At 42.1% G+C, this 17,090-nt stretch carries 18 protein-coding genes; 8 read left to right on the forward strand and 10 right to left on the reverse strand.

Annotated elements, in window-relative coordinates:
• Positions 1-95 precede the first annotated feature (95 nt).
• A complete protein-coding gene (locus PZB74_RS05315; protein WP_302241318.1) occupies positions 96-695 on the forward strand; it encodes a hypothetical protein in 600 nt (199 codons plus the stop codon).
• On the opposite strand, the gene PZB74_RS05320 is transcribed toward PZB74_RS05315, so the two are convergent.
• Positions 689-1,969 carry an N-acetylmuramoyl-L-alanine amidase gene (locus PZB74_RS05320; RefSeq protein ID WP_302241319.1) on the reverse strand — a complete coding sequence of 427 codons (1,281 nt, stop codon included), beginning with the start codon at positions 1,967-1,969 and terminating at the stop codon, positions 689-691. The two genes, PZB74_RS05315 and PZB74_RS05320, sit on opposite strands and share 7 nt — an antisense overlap.
• Before the next feature lie 160 nt (positions 1,970-2,129).
• Between PZB74_RS05320 and PZB74_RS05325 the strand changes: the two genes are divergently transcribed.
• From PZB74_RS05325 to PZB74_RS05335, 3 genes are read left to right on the forward strand one after another with little or no spacing between them, the layout of a single operon-like run.
• Positions 2,130-2,519: a carboxypeptidase regulatory-like domain-containing protein gene (locus tag PZB74_RS05325; RefSeq protein ID WP_302241320.1), complete on the forward strand. Its 390-nt coding sequence runs from the start codon at positions 2,130-2,132 to the stop codon at positions 2,517-2,519.
• Positions 2,519-2,962: an acyl-CoA thioesterase gene (locus PZB74_RS05330; protein ID WP_302241321.1), complete on the forward strand. Its 444-nt coding sequence runs from the start codon at positions 2,519-2,521 to the stop codon at positions 2,960-2,962. Before PZB74_RS05325 ends, PZB74_RS05330 begins: the two co-directional genes overlap by 1 nt.
• Positions 2,963-2,966: 4 nt before the next feature.
• Positions 2,967-3,413: an LEA type 2 family protein gene (locus PZB74_RS05335; protein ID WP_302241322.1), complete on the forward strand. Its 447-nt coding sequence runs from the start codon at positions 2,967-2,969 to the stop codon at positions 3,411-3,413.
• Here the strand turns inward: PZB74_RS05335 and PZB74_RS05340 are convergent, their stop codons facing one another.
• From PZB74_RS05340 to PZB74_RS05360, 5 genes are read right to left on the reverse strand one after another with little or no spacing between them, the layout of a single operon-like run.
• Entirely contained in the window at positions 3,414-4,307 is an 894-nt protein-coding gene (locus PZB74_RS05340; RefSeq protein WP_302241324.1) for a hypothetical protein, read from the reverse strand.
• Positions 4,304-4,840: a macro domain-containing protein gene (locus tag PZB74_RS05345; protein ID WP_302241325.1), complete on the reverse strand. Its 537-nt coding sequence runs from the start codon at positions 4,838-4,840 to the stop codon at positions 4,304-4,306. Before PZB74_RS05345 ends, PZB74_RS05340 begins: the two co-directional genes overlap by 4 nt.
• 18 nt (positions 4,841-4,858) lie before the next feature.
• Positions 4,859-5,452: a TIGR04282 family arsenosugar biosynthesis glycosyltransferase gene (locus PZB74_RS05350; RefSeq protein ID WP_302241326.1), complete on the reverse strand. Its 594-nt coding sequence runs from the start codon at positions 5,450-5,452 to the stop codon at positions 4,859-4,861.
• A complete protein-coding gene (locus tag PZB74_RS05355) occupies positions 5,445-5,879 on the reverse strand; it encodes a rhodanese-like domain-containing protein (RefSeq protein ID WP_302241327.1) in 435 nt (144 codons plus the stop codon). The genes PZB74_RS05350 and PZB74_RS05355 overlap by 8 nt, the downstream gene beginning before the upstream one ends.
• A 14-nt stretch (positions 5,880-5,893) precedes the next feature.
• A complete protein-coding gene (locus tag PZB74_RS05360) occupies positions 5,894-7,744 on the reverse strand; it encodes a DUF5060 domain-containing protein (RefSeq protein ID WP_302241328.1) in 1,851 nt (616 codons plus the stop codon).
• Between the two features lie 264 nt (positions 7,745-8,008).
• Here PZB74_RS05360 and fbaA point away from each other — a divergent pair, with 264 nt between their 5' ends.
• The 3 genes from fbaA to PZB74_RS05375 all read left to right on the forward strand — a co-directional run bounded on the left by fbaA (position 8,009) and on the right by PZB74_RS05375 (position 10,269).
• A complete protein-coding gene (fbaA, locus tag PZB74_RS05365) occupies positions 8,009-9,079 on the forward strand; it encodes a class II fructose-bisphosphate aldolase (RefSeq protein ID WP_302241329.1) in 1,071 nt (356 codons plus the stop codon).
• 231 nt (positions 9,080-9,310) lie between these two features.
• Positions 9,311-10,075 carry a hypothetical protein gene (locus PZB74_RS05370; protein ID WP_302241331.1) on the forward strand — a complete coding sequence of 255 codons (765 nt, stop codon included), beginning with the start codon at positions 9,311-9,313 and terminating at the stop codon, positions 10,073-10,075.
• Complete coding sequence (locus tag PZB74_RS05375; RefSeq protein WP_302241333.1) at positions 10,063-10,269, forward strand: hypothetical protein; 207 nt, start codon at positions 10,063-10,065, stop codon at positions 10,267-10,269. The genes PZB74_RS05370 and PZB74_RS05375 overlap by 13 nt, the downstream gene beginning before the upstream one ends.
• Here the strand turns inward: PZB74_RS05375 and PZB74_RS05380 are convergent.
• The 3 genes from PZB74_RS05380 to PZB74_RS05390 form a co-directional block, all read right to left on the reverse strand.
• Positions 10,233-11,573 carry an MptA/MptB family glycosyltransferase gene (locus PZB74_RS05380; protein WP_302241335.1) on the reverse strand — a complete coding sequence of 447 codons (1,341 nt, stop codon included), beginning with the start codon at positions 11,571-11,573 and terminating at the stop codon, positions 10,233-10,235. The two genes, PZB74_RS05375 and PZB74_RS05380, sit on opposite strands and share 37 nt — an antisense overlap.
• Positions 11,566-13,038 carry a cellulose synthase family protein gene (locus tag PZB74_RS05385; RefSeq protein WP_302241336.1) on the reverse strand — a complete coding sequence of 491 codons (1,473 nt, stop codon included), beginning with the start codon at positions 13,036-13,038 and terminating at the stop codon, positions 11,566-11,568. Before PZB74_RS05385 ends, PZB74_RS05380 begins: the two co-directional genes overlap by 8 nt.
• A gap of 69 nt (positions 13,039-13,107) precedes the next feature.
• Positions 13,108-13,800 (reverse strand): glycosyltransferase family 2 protein, encoded by a 693-nt coding sequence (locus tag PZB74_RS05390; protein WP_302241337.1) that lies wholly within the window; start codon positions 13,798-13,800, stop codon positions 13,108-13,110.
• Between the two features lie 352 nt (positions 13,801-14,152).
• Between PZB74_RS05390 and PZB74_RS05395 the strand changes: the two genes are divergently transcribed.
• Positions 14,153-16,549: an endonuclease MutS2 gene (locus tag PZB74_RS05395; RefSeq protein WP_302241338.1), complete on the forward strand. Its 2,397-nt coding sequence runs from the start codon at positions 14,153-14,155 to the stop codon at positions 16,547-16,549.
• 53 nt (positions 16,550-16,602) lie between these two features.
• Here the strand turns inward: PZB74_RS05395 and PZB74_RS05400 are convergent, their stop codons facing one another.
• Entirely contained in the window at positions 16,603-17,079 is a 477-nt protein-coding gene (locus tag PZB74_RS05400; protein ID WP_302241339.1) for a hypothetical protein, read from the reverse strand.
• Positions 17,080-17,090: the final 11 nt, after the last annotated feature.

Below are 17,090 nucleotides of genomic sequence, written 5' to 3' on the forward strand. Positions count from 1 at the left end.
CTCATCTTTTTAACTAAACTTTTAAAGCCCGTGATACAGGGCTTTTTTCATATACTTTTCATCTCGCTTTCGTTTAGTAAGTATAACCCAAGCCTATGTCCTATTTTGATAAACTTTTTGATAAACTCTTTCCCCAAAAAAACGCGGAAAAAGCAGCAGATGTACATGAGGTACTCAAAAGAAGCGCTCAAAGCCAGCAGCAATATAAGAAGTGGAAGAGTAGTGAAGAACGGAAAATACTTATTACCGAGATTGCGCAGGCTTACTATTACAAAAAGACTAATATAACTTCAGAAGTAGAAGTACATATCTTTAATACGGCTTATGCCAACGGTTTTGCCATCACTTATCACGAAAAAATAGGAGATAAAACATTTCAGCACCTGGCAGACTACTTTAAAGATAAGGTCTTAGATATGGGTTATCGGCTGGTAAATGCAGATCGCCGAATTCTTGACCGGGAAACTTATGTAGAAACTATTGAAAAGTTTTATTTAAAACCTCCACTTACTACTGAAGAGCTAAACCAACAGGATACAAAGGCAAAGCAGTTGTTTGGCAATGTTGCTGTAGAGCAGGTTTTAATAGACAACAAACCTAGTTACCTCAAAGTACTGGCCAGTATCTACTCTGACCGGCAGTTTCAGGAAGCCGATAGCTACGATGATTTTATGACAGCACTATTCCATCAATGAAGCAGAATTTTTTGCTTTTCTTCAAAACCTTGTCCATTTACCTGTAAAATATACATGCCTGAGGCCAGTCCATTCGTATCTACTAGCCAGGCCTCACCTTCGCCATCAAAATAGGCATCCACTTCAAAAGCTTTGCCTGCTTCGTTAATTAGCCTGAATGTCTGCGGTAGCTGTTCTTCAGGAAGAACTACTGTTAACTGCCCTTGTGCAGGCACCGGATACAGATTGAAAACCAATGGCTCTTTTTCCTCTTCCTCTTCTTCCTGGCAGCCAAGCACTAACTTTTCGTTAACGCTTAGCCGTATCTCATCTAACATGGCATACAGATTGTCTCCGGGGCACTCTGTGGCACATCCGTTTCGGTGCCCGGCAATTACACCCAGATTAGAATTTGCCGGATGCGTATAACTGGCCAGTGGATCAAGATCATCTTTGTATAGTTTCCAGCTAATGAGCTGACTTAATGAAGCTACTGAAGTATCGGTAGGGACAGCGGTATTGTAATTTCCGAGCATACAAACACCCATTGTTCCAGAGTTTTGACCACAAAAGTGAGCGCCACGCACATCATCATTATCTCTTTGGTCGTCACTGAAGCTTCTTCCCTGAAAAATGGTTCCATCCTGTGCAATCAAATAATTATAGCCGATATCTGACCATCCTCGCTCCTGCGTATGAAAGAGATAAATATTTCGCACTGTATTAAGATAGTCGGTACTCGTATTGGAGCCCGCCGAATGGTGGACTATCACATGCTTAACACTAGTTTCTGCCCGATTATAAGAAGGCTCCGGAAGCCCCTCTCTCCATATAGAGGTACGTACTATAGGAGGCTGTGCACAGGCCTCATCGGCAGCAGTTTGTGTGGCTTTGTTAAAATTTTGTAGCTGAGCACGGGCACCCATTTTTCCTCGCTCAGCATTTACTAGCGTAAAATATACGTCGCCACTCAGTTCCGCTGTGTATAGGGTATAAGACGAGCGTGGCTGCTCAAAGATATGTAGCTGCGACTGCTTAAGAGCAGCCCCTTCCTCCTGGTGCTCATCTTCATGCAGGAAAAGTGTATCTTGCTGTATAACTAGGTAAGCTCCTTCCATCTGCACTGAGCTACCAACGCTCACAGCGATAGCGGTAAAACTAAAATCTGTATTAAGGGTGTAAGTAGTATTCTGCTCTACTACCGCTTGCTGCCGACTGTAAAACGGAGCATTTGCATCAGTTTGTCTGGCATTCAGTAGCTTAGTATTTTGTGCCCCTACCTGTGTAGAAAACATACAAAAGCATAATATTTGCAACATAGAAAGCCAAAAGCGGTTTAAAGCAACTGATACCATAGAGGACGAATAATTAGTTCGAAAAAGTTAGAAAGCTAAACTAAACAAACGTATTTAGATAAATAATATTCCAATACAATTTAAATTAAACACTATTACAATGATGATCAGTAAAGCATATTTCCTGATAGTTTTTTTCCTGATGAGTTGCCAGACTGTACCCTCTGCCAGCGTACCCGAAGCGGACGATAAACCTATACAGATTTTTAAGACTTCTTTACAGATCACAGTTCGCGATAACCTGGGAAATATTGTTGAAGGGGCTGAAGTTCAGATTTTTCTTAATAAAGAAGATTACCAGAAAGAAGCGAACCCTGTACAGGGAATTAAGTATACTGATGATAAAGGTCGTGTAAAATTTAGTGAGCTGGATACCCAGGAGTACTATATCAACGTTGAAAAAGGAGATATGAACAATTACGGTGCGGGTATCAAGACTGACCAACTCACCGAAAAAAGGAACAATAAAGTTACGATTATTATAGAATAATGATTTCACTAGAAGATATTGATAAGTACCGATTCAGGTACGAACTACAGGTCCGCTACTCTGATATGGACATGCTGGGGCATGCTAACAATGCCGTATACCTCACCTATCTGGAATTAGCACGCTTAGGTTATTTTAATGAAGTAATTCAGCAGGAATGGAAAGAGGTTGCACTGGTACTCGCTCATGCTAGTATGGATTATAAAATTCCAATTACTCCTGGCATCCGACCAGTTGTGCACATCCGTACTACAAAAATTGGCAACTCTAGTATACATCTAGAAAACATGATCACTGATCATGAAAATAAGACGCTTTACTATACTTCTAGTATGGTACTCGTAGCCATCAATACTAAAACTGGAAAATCTACACCTATTCCGGAATCTGAAAAAGAAAAAGTAATTGCGTATGAACCAGCACTGGAAGCTATACAGCAGTAAAATAATGATTTGGTTAGTAGTAATGGCCATTGGTATGGTGGCCTGTACTACTCCTGAGGCCCCTGATTTTGAAGGCGTAAAAAACTTCAAAATTGATGTACAGGGTTTGAGCAAAGCTAAAATTAATGGTGATGCTGTTTTTTTTAACCCTAACAAACAAAAAATTAAAATTAGGCAGGTAGATGTTAGTGTTTTTGTGGAAGGAGATAAGGTAAAAGATCTAAGTCAGGAGTTTGATATTACTGCTATGCCAAATAGTGAGTTTGTAATTCCTATAGATGTAACGCTTTCGCTTAGCGACCTTAATATGAACCTGCTTAGCACAGCTTTGAGTATGCTTAATGGCGCTGAGAAAAGAATACGCTATGAGGGACACGCCCGGGTAACAGTAAATGGCTTACCATTTCGGGTACCTTTTGAACATGAAGACAAAGTTAAAATTGAACCTTAACTAACTGTTCCAGTAAGCATCCATATAGGTTTCTTTCAGCTGTAGCCTGCGACCATCCCAGCTTTCCTGCTTAAGCAGAATGTTGGGATAATTGCTTCCAAACCAATACGTATTAGTTTTGTCATCATCTAGCTGCACCTCTACCTTCCATACTTCATCTACCTGGCTTAGGTCATACTTCGTATCCAGACTGAAAGCCGCATCTTTACTTACAGCAAAGTTAGCCTGGTAGATTTTTGGTTTTGTAGCTTTACTATTTACCTGCGATTCTGCTACTGCCTGCTTAAATTGCAATCCCTCCTGAAAATCCAGTGCTCTTAGCGCATGCGATAATTGATCTTCAAACATAATATTGCCGTCTATCATCATTTCGCCTATGCCTTGTCCGTCCCAATAGCTATTATAGCCAAACTTGTACTTACGCCCTTCCTCTAAAAAATACTTGGATGTGTTGCCACACCACTCTTGTGAGGTGTTGGTAAGCTTATACACCGTAGAGGGTTGCTCCCTTTTATAAAAAATACTGGTGAGGTAGTGATAAGGATAGTTATCTGTAGGGATGCGGCAAAATTTATTGACCTTCATCACATCAAAAAGGTCTTTGCGATCATAATCGTCTGTTTTTACTTTATATTTCTCGTTAAATGTCTCTTTTACGAGGATAAATACATACTCAAAATCACGAGCTTTGCCATACACCACTCGCTGGGCATCATATTTTGCCACTTCTGCTGTACCCTGCTCCCACCTAGCATCCATGGCCCATTGAGCATTAAAATGACTGGCGGCTTCTACCGGGCTTTTTGCCGAACTTCCGGTACAGGCATACAAGCCCGTCATGGCGGCCAGAAATAAGAGCAACATGCCTATATTCTCATCAACAACTCTTCTCATGATTGCAAGATTTGTATTAAGGTTTGTTCTACTACTTTTTGGTCCGATTGGCTATATAAAACTATACGTACATGCCGTAAAGAAGATAGTTTTTCTGCAGATTTCTGTATACTATTGAGCATAACCTCAGTGGCTGCGGCAAGTGGATATGCAAAAATTCCGGTAGATATAGCAGGAAAAGCTACTGACCTGATATGATGATTTTCCGCCAGCATGAGGGCATTCTCATAACAGTTGGCGAGCAATTGTGCTTCCGGCTTATCTCTTCCGTATACCGGTCCCAGGCAGTGAATTACCCATTGATTTGGTAGCCCAAATGCCTCTGTGATTACGGCTTCGCCTGGTGAAATAGGCGCCAGATGACGACAAGCCTTCTCAAGCTCTGGTCCAGCAGCACGATGTATGGCTCCAGCCACACCTCCACCACTTTTAAGCGCTGCGTTAGCAGCATTTACTACAGCTTCCATATCGGTTTGCCTGCTAATATCACCCTGAACAACCTCAAGCTTCAGATCAAAAAATTGCGCTTCCATAATTACTAATGAGATAATTTATTGACGTCGCATTGTGTGTAGGTCCTCCTCCCGGTCTACATCGCTTAGTTCCGGAAGTATAAAGCAGCTCAGCTTATGCTGCCTGGCCGTATCTATTGTCTGTTCCAGTACTTTGTCTGTACTCCAGGCTTTGTCCTGAAAAAGCGCAGCATGTAGCTTGTTCATACCTAACAGGTAATAGCCCCCATCAGTAGAGGGGCCTATCACTACATCCTGCGTCTCCAGTGCTGCGAAAGCCTGTTCAACAATCTCGGTGCTAAGCTGATAGCAATCACTACCAATTATACATACTTTCTGATAACCGGCTTCAAACCTCTCGGCAAAAGCCTGCTTCATACGCTCGCCTAGTGTTCCTTCTACCTGCAATGCTTTTAAAAAATAGGCTTCGTTCCAAAGATCGTGATGCACTATTTCTGGCGTATAGTACACCACTTTTTCTTGCGGCAGCACATGTGTAATCGCAAAAGTTCTTTCCAGCAACTGCTGGTAAACTTCCAGAGCTTTCTCATCACCTACTGTAGCGGCGAGTCTGGTTTTTACTTTACCTATTTCAGGCTTTTTAACAAAAATTATAAGCGATGCATCAGTCATTTGTTATGGGATATCCTTTAGCTTTCCAGTTACGGATACCACCCTCCAGGTTTCGTACATTTTGGTAACCAGCCTCCAAAAGCTGCATACCAACCCTATTGCTACGCCCGCCTGAGAGGCAGTACACAATAATTTCTTTGTCTTTGGGAATATCTGCCAGTTGGGATAAGCGAAAAGTCTCAAAGTTGACAAAGCGGGCATTTTTTATATGACCAGTTCTGTATTCTTCCGGTGAGCGTGTATCCAGTAGTACAAATTTTTCGTCTTCCTCGTCTAAGAGCATGTCCAAATCTGCCGCACTTAATAGAGGTACTTTGTCAACCTGCTGATCAGGGTTTTGTTTCTGAGGCTTAACCATACTTAGCAAAAGTGTTACGGCCAGGCCCACCGCTATAGAACCGCTAAATAAAATATTTTTTCTACTCATTATTTCTATCCGTTTTACTCTACCAGTTTTACTAATGCTACCCAATCTTCGTTTTCTGCTGCGGGAGGTGTGCCAAGAGTTACTTTACCCGGACCACTTACCTCAGTTTTAGAACCTTCTTGCAACTCTCCTCCGCTTTTGGGGTTATACCACTTTATGGTATAGTTTTTTTCAGTTTTTCCTAAATCTAGCTGTGTTTTTTCACCTTTTGGCAGGTAAACCGCATATATTACTCCTGGCTCGGCAAAGCAGTAGGCACGATCGGAGTCCAGCAATTCATCCGCCCCATGCATATTCCAGAAGGGTAGGTAATCATTAAAAAAACGTAGTGCATGTGCAGTCTGCTCCCATACATTGTTGCGGGTACGGAAGGTTTCCGCATTGAGGTCATCATTAGGGAAACGGTAGCCAAAGTACCATTCTACACCTCCGCCCCCGGCCATTAAGTTGCCCCACAGCACTTCGTAGCGTACAGTATCGTGCTCAGGGTCAATATTGTCGGGCAGTACACCGTGGTAGTGCGGACCAATCTCATCCAGGTTTACCACCCACTGTTTGCCGGCTACCGCCGAGCTATCTATCCAGTGTTTGGTTTCGCTATGTACGTCACTTGGCGGGTTAATTTGTAAGGAAGGACCATCCAGTGACTGAAAGCCCAGTAATGAATCTAATACCTGATACCGATACTTACGACTGGCATGCGTATGTATTGCTAAAAAATTGTTATACGGATCGGTTTGCTTAATATAGGCAATCATGTCTTTTCTTTGAGCATCATTCTGTGCTTCTGGGGTAAAATTGGCGTAGCCGTTTTCTTCACCCATATTCCAGGTAATGGCTAAGTGGTGGGCAAACCTGGCAATCAGCTCACGATAATAAAGTTTACGCTCAGGTCCGGTTTCTCCACCATCCAGCAGCAGCTCATTTTCGGTCTCCTGCAAAACAAAGTGCAGCATAATTCCCAAACTATCGGCATGGCTGAATACCTTCTCCCACTGGGCTAGCTTACTGCAATCAAAGCGAAAACGCTCCTCATAACTGGTATAAGGCCAAACATCTTTACCATCGCCCCCAATGTTCATGGTAAGAAAGTAGATGGAGTTCATTTCTTTTTCGGCAAGGTAATTTAGTGCGCCTATCAGCCCTTTACCTTTACCCTCACCCCAGCTAGGGTCGCCTTCTTTCCAGTCTTCTACATGAGGCATGTAGCGGTGCAGATTCTTATCTGCTGCTGCTTCGCCTTCTCTCTGCTCTTCGTCAGCGCCAAAGTAAGTGCCGTCAAAATCCTCAAAACCCAGTAAATTTTCGGGGCTGTCTGTTCCTCCTTTAAGAAAATACTTCTGGCTTTCTGCAAACCTCAGGTATCTTTCTCCTATATACTTCAGGCGTCCCTGCGCTCGCAGATCTTTTCCGTTTTTATCGGAAGGAACTACTTCAAACCGTCCTTCTTCTCCATCAAAAGCAAGAGCCTCTCCGGCAGCAGAGTCATCGCTAACCGCAATGCTATCTCCCTTACGAAAAGACACCTTGTACTGCCAAATACCTGCTTCGTCAGGGGAGAAATTAACCTGCCAGATATTACCACTATCAGCGCTACTTTCTGCCGCATTGCCATCAGCAGCATAATAACCTGGTATGGTATAGCTACGGTCTTCGTGCTGAAAAGTCACTTCTAGACGGTAGTTTAAAAATGGATTGTCATTGGCACTCTCGCTGGTCTGAGGGCCTTCAAAATTTAGTGTCATTTTATGCCATTTTTTGTATACCGGAAGCTTTTCGCGCCCTTCAGTATCGCTTTGGCATGCCCCAAACACAAGAAGAACACTTAGAAATAGTGGTAAGAAGGTAGTTTGCAGATTGTTCATGTTGATGAAAATTATTCAAGTAATAGCGAAAAAATAGATATTTTTCTCTTCAAGTAGTGGCTTTTCATGCAAAAATATCATTTCTGCGCATGTATGGCAGTAGGGAATTATCTATATTGCCACTTCTAAACAATATCAGTAATGTAATAAGGTACCGACAATACTGATTCTTTTTGACAATAACTTTTTGCGGACCTTATTCTCCTAGCCTCAACGGGCCTTATTGTTAGTCAACTATTGGCAATCGTTAAAATAAATTATAGCATGAAAGAAACTTTTAAACCTGGTGTTTTATACGGCGAAGACCTAAAACGTTTTTACAGATACGCAAACCAGAAGGGATTTGCACTTCCTGCCGTAAACGTAACTGGCACCAATACTGTCAACGCTGTACTAGAAACTGCCCGTGAGGTCAACTCAGCAGTAATTATTCAGTTTTCTAATTCAGGTGCTGCTTTTTTCGCTGGCAAAGGCTTAAGTAATGAGGGACAGCAGGCATCTATCGCTGGTGCTATCTCTGGCGCTATGCACGTACATAATATGGCGGAAAAATACGGTGTAACAGTTATACTACACACCGACCATGCTGCAAAGAAATTATTACCCTGGATAGATGGCTTGCTGGATGCTGGCGAAAAATACTACAAGGAGCACGGCAGACCTTTGTTCAGCTCTCATATGCTAGACCTTTCTGAAGAATCGTTAGACGATAACGTAGCTATCAGTAAGCAGTACTACCATCGTATGAACCAGATTGGTATGTCTATAGAAATAGAGCTTGGTGTTACTGGGGGTGAAGAAGACGGAGTAGACAATACTGATGTAGATGCTTCCAAACTTTATACTCAGCCAGAAGAAGTAGCTTACGCTTACAAAGAGCTTTCTACTGTAGGAGATAACTTTACTATTGCCGCAGCATTTGGTAATGTACATGGAGTTTACAAGCCTGGTAATGTAAAGCTTACTCCTAAAATTCTTCATAACTCTCAGGAGCATATCCAGAAAGAATTTTCTACTGAGGAGAAGCCCGTAAACTTTGTGTTCCATGGTGGATCTGGTTCTACTCAGGCCGAAATCCGTGAGGCAATTTCTTACGGTACCATCAAAATGAATATTGATACTGACCTACAGTGGGCGTTCTGGGATGGAGTTAAAAATTATTACAAAGAGAAAGAAGCTTACCTACAGGCACAAATTGGAAATCCTGAAGGTGACGATTCTCCCAACAAAAAGTTCTACGATCCTCGCGTATGGTTACGCAAAGGAGAAGAGTCTATTGTTAAGCGTTTGAAGCAGGCATTTGACGACCTTAACGCTATTAACTCTATGGACTAAACAGCAGGGCTGTTACTATATAACTGAAGGCGCATATCTGTCATGGATGTGCGCTTTTTTTAATTGCCGTTCTTCTTCACCCCTCCTGCCAGTGCAATTCCGCACAACAGCTATCCCTCTGCATCTCAACAGTTTATAAGAAACTTTATAGATGTATCTATTTCTTTATACAGAAAATATTGATTAAATTATTACAAGGAAAAGTCTTGTTATATCTTAATTTTTTGCGTTATGAATCTTCACGATGAACTTATCCACGCAGACAAAAAACGCCAAATGCGTAACCAAAGCATTTGCTCCCTTGCAGAAATACAAGAGATGCTTCAGCAAGAAAGTAGACAGGAGCAACAGGCATTGCACCATCTGGGCCTAGCGGCAAATACCAAGGAAAGGAAAAGGCAACATTGGATTCAGCAGCTCAAACTAAACGAGCAGTATCAGGGAGGGGTGTTTCATGTAGAAGATGTACGCAAAGTTTGTATGCAGTATAATATGCGTATGCTTCCTAGCCGCCTGTACCGCGGACCTATAGACACTGAATTTGCGCCTAAAATAAAGAAGTTTCAGCAAAACTATCAACTAAGCGAAGAGGCACTTGCTGAGGACTTCTACATTATGGCTCCACCTAAAACTTTTGAGCTGGAAGAGCGGCAGCGCCCCATAGTAGATCTGGACCCAGTACTTTTATACAAACTGGACGATAGCTATTATAAGTTGGTACACCAATGGGGTAGTGAGCTTAACCCTTTACGCTACGTATCTTCCTGGAAAAAGCGTGACCTGAGTAATATGACTACTCACTGGTTTGTTATGAGCTTTATGGTAACGATGCTATTGCTGGGCTTCCTGGTAGATAGCCTGAGTAGTGCACTTACATTGGCTATGTTAATCGCTGGCCTGATAGCCTGGATGTATTACTCTTCGTTCAGGGATAATCCGGATGAGCTGAGACATCGCTTCTCTCGCTACAACTGGAACCAGAAATGGACATACTGAAAAAAATACTATTAATCACCTTTTATGTGAGCATTATTGCTGTAGGGATCATTGGCTTTATCGCCTTAAGATCCTTACGGCAAGCTCCTCCTGTTCCTCATCCACCGCAGGAAGAAGTAGCAGAGCCAACAGTAAAGACAGACTCTTTGAGCAGTTATCAGTGTCCGATAGGTACTTCGCTTTTTCTGGTATAAGTTTTCCAGAGTTCGTATGTCAAAACTGCTATTACTATACTATACTCTAAAATGGTAATACTCAGTACCTCATCAAAGCCCTCTTTTGTATAGCCCGCATAGGAGAAGAAGATTAGCCACGACCACACATACGCAAAGCGATAATGGCTAAAAACAGCAAATGCAAGCATGGGAGTTACATACCAGGGGTGCACAATGGTAGATAGCAACAAATAGATAAACCATACCAATAGCCAGGCTGTTGGTAATTGCTTTTTCCTTTCAAATATTGCGTAACTTATAATAGCTAAAAAAGTACTGGCTGCCAGCCAGCGTCCTGCTTTTGCAATAATGTTATAACCTTTGAGTTCATATCCAATCTCTCTTATAATGTAGTACACACTGGCATTGAACTCAAACTTCTGAAAGTATAAACCTATGCTTTGGCTTATACCTTGTACCAGTTCTATACTGAGCAAAGGCATAAAGAAGAGCAGACAAAAAAGTGCAGTAAGCAGATAGTAAAGGAAGGCTCTACGCCACCCTAAACGACTTAGCAATAGGGGTAATAATATCAGCGGCAAAAGTTTTGTACAGATGGATAATGCAAAAAAAAGCGTACTGAGGATCCATCTGCCTTTTTCCAGCAAGACATAGCTTATTAGCAAGAAGCAGATCATGAGTGCTTCAAAATGTAGATTGCCACTCAGTTCTAATATAATCAGTGGGTTGAGCGCATAGAGTAATAAGCGTTTTTGGTCAGCAAAACCCTTCAATTTTAGGTAGCTGAAGATTACAAATAGTGTTAGCAGCTCCCCTATTACTATAACCGAGCGGATAAAAAGAATGCTACCCCAGACAGATTCTGAAAATAAATAAGCAGATAGCGCAAATATAGCCTGGTTGACAGGAGGGTAAATGCTATAATACTCGGGAGAATTAAGCTGACTGAACAAGGCCTGGTCAATTCCAACGAGCTGCATGTCCAGACTAAGTTCCATGATCTCCGAGGGTAGGTAAGCAAAAGGATGCACCCCCTGTACTAGTAGTCTTCCATCCCAGATAAAGCGGTACACATCATCTGAGAGCTCAGGAAAGGCTGGCAAAATGAGCAGACGCAGCAATACTGACAGACCTAATAAAGCCCAGAGCTTCTTTTTGTGGTCTACCAATGCATAAACTCCAAGATATGCCACAAAAGCCAGGGTATATACAGAAAGCAGAGCGACACTCTGATGCCTCTCCAGCCCGAACATTATTAGCAGTATACTACCAGTAAAGACTACTGCCAGGCTTACTAGGCTGATTAGCCGCTTATCAGGCATGCTTAGGTGCGGTGAACGAGTACAAGGCTACAGCTCCAAAGCCTAAAGCTAACATAGTATGGAAAAGTAACATACCATAATCTGCTACAAAGAATGCCGATACAATACCAAACACAAAGTACAATGCCAATAGTACTTCCAGCCAGGTAATAGGGCTTACCTTATGATGTAAGTAGACATTTCTGCTAGGCTTATCTTTTGTATTTGTCACATTAAATTTAGGAGTCCTTAAAAAGGGAGATTTAAACCCTAATAAGCCTTCAGCCACAGCCAGAGCATTATGTAATGATAACCCCATGGTGATGACTAAGAAAAGAGGGTAGTGCTTTACAAAATAGAGCAGCCTGCCATGCTTAACTGTTCTGATAGTAGCAATCCAGTAGAATGCACCAATAGAGAAAAAGCCTAATACAAATACAGCTCCTAACTTAAAAAAGGTATTTAGGTAAGGATGGTGCTGTTTAATAAGCAGCATAGGTACGCTAAGAATGGCTCCTAATAGGAGAAATAAAAAAACTGAAGAGTTAAAAAGGTGCATAATTGCGTGAGCGCGGTTTACCCATCGCATCTTCCGCTGTGGGTGATTCTGAAAAATGTGACTCAAGTGCTTTCTAGCACACTCCGCAGCTCCTTTGTTCCAGCGAAATTGTTGCGATTTAATAGCGGGCATAAATATAGGGAGTTCTGCCGGAGCTTCTACATCCTCCAGGTACACAAACTCCCAGCCTTTCATCTGAGCACGGTAACTTAAATCCAGGTCTTCGGTAAGGGTATCATCTGACCACCCCCCTGCCTGGTAAATGCATGCTTTGCGCCATACCCCACCTGTTCCGTTGAAGTTGATAAAGCTACCTGCATGGCTTCTACCGCCCTGCTCTATGGTAAAATGTCCATCCAGCCCAAAAGCCTGCAAGCGAGTAAGTAGAGAATAATTTTTATTTACATGTCCCCAGCGGGTCTGCACTACTCCTACCTTATCTTCTGCAAAATGAGGGACTGTCTTTTTCAGGAAGTCGGGAGCAGGCAAAAAATCTGCGTCAAATATGGCGATAAACTCTCCTTTTGCTATCTCCAGACCATAGGCTAAAGCACCGGCCTTAAAGCCCTTACGCTCCTTACGGCGTATATGCTGTATGTTAACCCCCGCCTGCTGATAAGTAGCTATCTTGCGGGCAAGCATTTGTACCGTTTCGTCAGTTGAGTCGTCTAAAACCTGTATTTCCAGTCGGTCTGCCGGATAATCTACTTGTGTTACCGCATCAATCAGGCGCTCAACTACGTACTGCTCATTGTAAATAGGTAACTGTATGGTAACAGCCGGCCATTCGGCAGGGGGAGAAGATACTTTATTATTTTTTTCTGACAACTGTCGCAAGTAGTGCCAGCTCAGATGTAATTGTCCTAAACTGAAAAGAAAGATAAATAACAGACAGAGTAAATATCCTATCGCGATAAGGATTTCCATATAAAAGTAAATTATGCATGCAAAGAACGCATTTCATCTATACAACTCTAAGCAGATGCTCTAAGTTATCTAACGGTACTTGAAGATGGTCCAGATAATTTTATAGCCTGCTAATATAGTGCCTTTTAACGTACCAGAAACCTTAGAAACTCCCTCTCTACGTTTACGGTAGTTTACAGCTACTTCTGTAGAACGCAAACCTAGCTTGGCTGCTTTAAGCTGCATCTCTACAGTCCAGCCATAGGTTTTGTCCTGCATATTAATTTTTTGTAGAGCTTCCCAGCTTACAGCTCTGAATGGTCCTAAATCCGTAAAATTAGCCCCATAAAACAGTTTTAGCAAGCGCGTAGCCAACCAGTTACCAAACAGCTGTTGGGGGGTCATGGCCCCACGTTCACGCTCTCCTATCGCCCGGGAGCCTATTACCAGTTCCATGCTATCTTCTAAAATAGGTTGCACCAGTTTAGGCAGTTCTTCAGGATAGTCCGAATAATCGGCATCCATAAAGATTACGATATCTGGCTGTGGCTTTTGCTGGCTTACATAATCTATTCCTTTAAGGCAAGCGTAACCATAGCCCTGTCGTTTTTCACTTAACACTTTTGCTCCGGCTTCGGCAGCAGCTTTCTCGGTATCATCCTTTGAATTATTGTTTACCACTACTATTTCGCTAACCCACTCTTTAGGAATGTCTTGAATGACTTTAACAATTGAATTTTGCTCGTTAAACGCGGGGATGATTACCTTGATATTTTTATCCATAATTAAGAGTACAATAAACTGATCTAATGGCTATTCTTTTGTCACCACTCTGACGATTGGTATCTTCTTTAAATTTTGTATTTGCCTTTCACCTACAACACAAGCAAAATACTAAGACATTATCTAATGACTTAAAAGCCCAGCATGAGGGGTAGAGCAGTAAAAATACTATCTTTGCCATTTTAAAGCATACTGCTATCAACGATATAGTGTGGCGAACTAAATCGCTGTGATCAGGTTTATTCTATTGTGAATTTATTTTGTATTCTGACACTAAAACGCATACGCTAAACCACCAAAGGAGTTTGCTTTTCCTGTAAACAGAATACCGCTAAACTTAGAAAGTACACATTTGCTATACCCAAATAACCTTGAAAACAAAATTGGCTTTGATACGGTAAGAGAGCTGTTAAAAAGCCACTGTAGCAGTTCGCTGGGCACTGCTTATGTAGATAAAATGAAGTTTTCTGATGATTACACTCTCATCAGTAAGCTGTTGGCTCAGACTGAAGAGTTCAGGCAGATATTGTTGCAGGAAGAGAGCTTTCCTTCTTCTAACTATATTGATGTTAATGCTCATTTAAACAAGGCCAAAACTCCCGGCACTTTCCTTACCGAGGAAGAGTTTCATGATTTGCAGTTGTCATTGGATACGATTTTTCGTTGCCTTAAATTTTTTGAGGATGATGAAGAAAATGAATATCCCGAACTGAAAAAGCTTGGAGACTTTATCTCTTTGGATAAAAACCTCCTCAATAGCATACGCAAAATTATTGATGAAAAAGGGCATATGCGGAACAATGCCAGCAAAGAACTGCTGAACATCCGACGTATGCTCCAAAGCGAGCAGGTACGCCTGCGAAAAGTATTAGACCAGATTTTACGTCAGGCTCGTCAACAAGGCTATACTCCTGAAGACGCAAGCCTTACCGTGCGAGGAGGGCGTATGGTAATTCCTGTGCTGGCTGAGTATAAGCGTAAAATTAAAGGCTTCGTACATGATGAGTCTGCAACCGGGCAAACGGTATTTCTGGAACCTGCGGAGGTACTGGAGGTTAACAACGAAATTCGCGATCTGGAATATCAGGAACGGAGAGAAATTGTACGTATACTCATTAGCCTGACAGATGAGCTACGGCCCCATATCCGAGCCCTGCAAAGTGCCTATAACTTTTTGGGGATGATAGACTTCATCAGAGCCAAAGCCCGCTTTGCCCTTCGCTTTGATGCTTCATGCCCCATTCTGGAAAAGAAAAACCAACTGGAGTGGTATAATGCCCGACATTCGCTACTGCAGATGACTCTGGAGCAGCAGGGCAGAAAAATAGTCCCTCTCAATATTAGGTTAGATGCAGAGCAAAGAATTCTGATTATATCCGGCCCCAATGCCGGAGGTAAGTCTGTTTGCCTAAAGACTGTGGCTATGCTACAATATATGCTACAGTGCGGTATGCTCCTGCCAATGGATGACCACTCACGTGTAGGAATATTCAAAAGTATCTTTATTGATATAGGTGATGAGCAATCTCTGGAAAACGACCTGAGTACGTATAGTTCTCACTTAACCAATATGGAGCACTTCCTCAAGTTTACGGACAAACGTTCTCTCATACTCATAGATGAGTTTGGAACCGGTACGGAACCACAGTTTGGAGGAGCTATTGCTGAAGCCATACTGGAAAAGCTTAACGAACTTAGAGCTTATGGGGTAATTACAACCCATTATACTAACCTTAAGCAGTTTGCCAATGAAGCCAATGGAGTAATTAATGGCGCTATGCGTTTTGATTCAGACAAGCTGGAGCCACTTTTTCAGCTCGAGATCGGAAAGCCAGGAAGCTCCTTTGCACTGGAAATTGCTCAGAAAATTGGACTACCCCAGCAGGTGCTGGAAAGAGCCAAAGAGCATATAGGTGTGGAGAAAGTAGAATTTGATAAAATGCTAAACGAGTTAGAAGCTGAAAAGAATAAGTTTCAGACTCTGAACATAGAGCTTAATGCTAAAGAAAAACGCCTTAATGAGCTTTCTAAAGAGTATGAAGAATTAAAGTCTTATATCTCTGATCAGAAAAAGCAGATTATTAACGAAGCTAAAAAGGAAGCCCAAAATCTGTTGCGAGATACTAACCAACGTATTGAGGCAACTATACGCTCTATCAAAGAAAACAAAGCAGAAAAAGAGGCTACCCGTCAGGCTCGTAAAGATCTGGACCAGCTCAAAGAAAGTGTACGCCCAGCCAAAGCCAGGCCAACTCACAACACTCAGGTAGAGCGCGAAGAAGGGGAGATTAGAGCTGGTGATGCTATTCGTGTTAAAGATACCGGAACTTTAGGTGAGGTATTGCAAATCAAAGGAAACCAGGCTGAGATACTTATGGGCTCACTTAAGTCTAACATCAAGCTTAAGCGCCTGGAAAAAGTCTCTCGCAGATCATTGAAGAAGGTACTACCAGACAACAAAAGTTACTCTACTCCTAGTCTGGATATTACCAAAAAGCTGGTAGACTTTAGTACCAATCTGGATATCCGGGGTAAACGTGCCGAAGAAGCTTTACCTACTCTGGAAAGCTTTGTAGATGATGCGAGTATGTTTGGTATGGAGGAACTTAGAATTATTCACGGAAAAGGTAATGGTATACTACGAGAAGTAGTCAGAGATTACCTACAGCGACATAATGGTGTATCTCAGGTACAGGATGAGCATGTGGAACGTGGAGGTGCCGGGGTAACGATTGTAAAGCTGAGGTAAACTAAAAAAAGCCGCTTACAATAAGCGGCTTTCTACTTTCATTATACAGTTGTTTAGGACTGTTTTGTTAGCCTAAATGTATATTCACCATTAATACCCGCAACCCTTCCGTTTGCAGAGGTTGATTCAATATTAATAGTAAAATTCATTGTCAGTATATTTCCGTCTTCGCTAAGGGTTATTCGGGTTTCTACATTATCTGCCCCTCTGGTTACCGTAGCTCCATTTTTAAAGTTATCACTCGCATCTACCGCAAAAGTGCCACTGCTAGGGAAAACCAGGGCTTCGCCATTTCCGGTAGTAGTAAATCGTACTTCTGAAGAAGTTGCAGTAATTGTAATTGAAAAATCGCTAAACTTATCCTTTGCTTCACCTGTCACATCACCCTCTTCCATCACTGCCCATGTGCCTGTAATCTCCTGACCAGGAGTAGGCTCAGTATCCGGATCGGGTGTATCATCTCCACATGAAGTATGGAAAACAAGCGCTACTATGGCAGCAAAAGCAAAAATTCTGTTTACATATTTCATAACTACGATAG

It is taken from the genome of Porifericola rhodea, from assembly GCF_030506305.1.
GTDB lineage: Bacteria > Bacteroidota > Bacteroidia > Cytophagales > Cyclobacteriaceae > Catalinimonas > Catalinimonas rhodea.

Excerpts from the sequence above, each read along its gene's own strand:
- fbaA (WP_302241329.1), top strand. The coding sequence starts at position 8,009 with ATGAAAGAAACTTTTAAACCTGGTGTTTTATACGGCGAAGACCTAAAA.
- PZB74_RS05345 (WP_302241325.1), bottom strand. The coding sequence starts at position 4,840 with ATGGAAGCGCAATTTTTTGATCTGAAGCTTGAGGTTGTTCAGGGTGAT.
- PZB74_RS05360 (WP_302241328.1), bottom strand. The coding sequence starts at position 7,744 with ATGAACAATCTGCAAACTACCTTCTTACCACTATTTCTAAGTGTTCTT.
- PZB74_RS05385 (WP_302241336.1), bottom strand. The coding sequence starts at position 13,038 with ATGGAAATCCTTATCGCGATAGGATATTTACTCTGTCTGTTATTTATC.
- PZB74_RS05390 (WP_302241337.1), bottom strand. The coding sequence starts at position 13,800 with ATGGATAAAAATATCAAGGTAATCATCCCCGCGTTTAACGAGCAAAAT.
- PZB74_RS05335 (WP_302241322.1), top strand. The coding sequence starts at position 2,967 with ATGATTTGGTTAGTAGTAATGGCCATTGGTATGGTGGCCTGTACTACT.
- PZB74_RS05355 (WP_302241327.1), bottom strand. The coding sequence starts at position 5,879 with ATGAGTAGAAAAAATATTTTATTTAGCGGTTCTATAGCGGTGGGCCTG.
- PZB74_RS05330 (WP_302241321.1), top strand. The coding sequence starts at position 2,519 with ATGATTTCACTAGAAGATATTGATAAGTACCGATTCAGGTACGAACTA.
- PZB74_RS05380 (WP_302241335.1), bottom strand. The coding sequence starts at position 11,573 with ATGCCTGATAAGCGGCTAATCAGCCTAGTAAGCCTGGCAGTAGTCTTT.
- PZB74_RS05400 (WP_302241339.1), bottom strand. The coding sequence starts at position 17,079 with ATGAAATATGTAAACAGAATTTTTGCTTTTGCTGCCATAGTAGCGCTT.
- PZB74_RS05315 (WP_302241318.1), top strand. The coding sequence starts at position 96 with ATGTCCTATTTTGATAAACTTTTTGATAAACTCTTTCCCCAAAAAAAC.
- PZB74_RS05340 (WP_302241324.1), bottom strand. The coding sequence starts at position 4,307 with ATGAGAAGAGTTGTTGATGAGAATATAGGCATGTTGCTCTTATTTCTG.
- PZB74_RS05370 (WP_302241331.1), top strand. The coding sequence starts at position 9,311 with ATGAATCTTCACGATGAACTTATCCACGCAGACAAAAAACGCCAAATG.
- PZB74_RS05350 (WP_302241326.1), bottom strand. The coding sequence starts at position 5,452 with ATGACTGATGCATCGCTTATAATTTTTGTTAAAAAGCCTGAAATAGGT.
- PZB74_RS05320 (WP_302241319.1), bottom strand. The coding sequence starts at position 1,969 with ATGTTTTCTACACAGGTAGGGGCACAAAATACTAAGCTACTGAATGCC.
- PZB74_RS05325 (WP_302241320.1), top strand. The coding sequence starts at position 2,130 with ATGATGATCAGTAAAGCATATTTCCTGATAGTTTTTTTCCTGATGAGT.
- PZB74_RS05375 (WP_302241333.1), top strand. The coding sequence starts at position 10,063 with ATGGACATACTGAAAAAAATACTATTAATCACCTTTTATGTGAGCATT.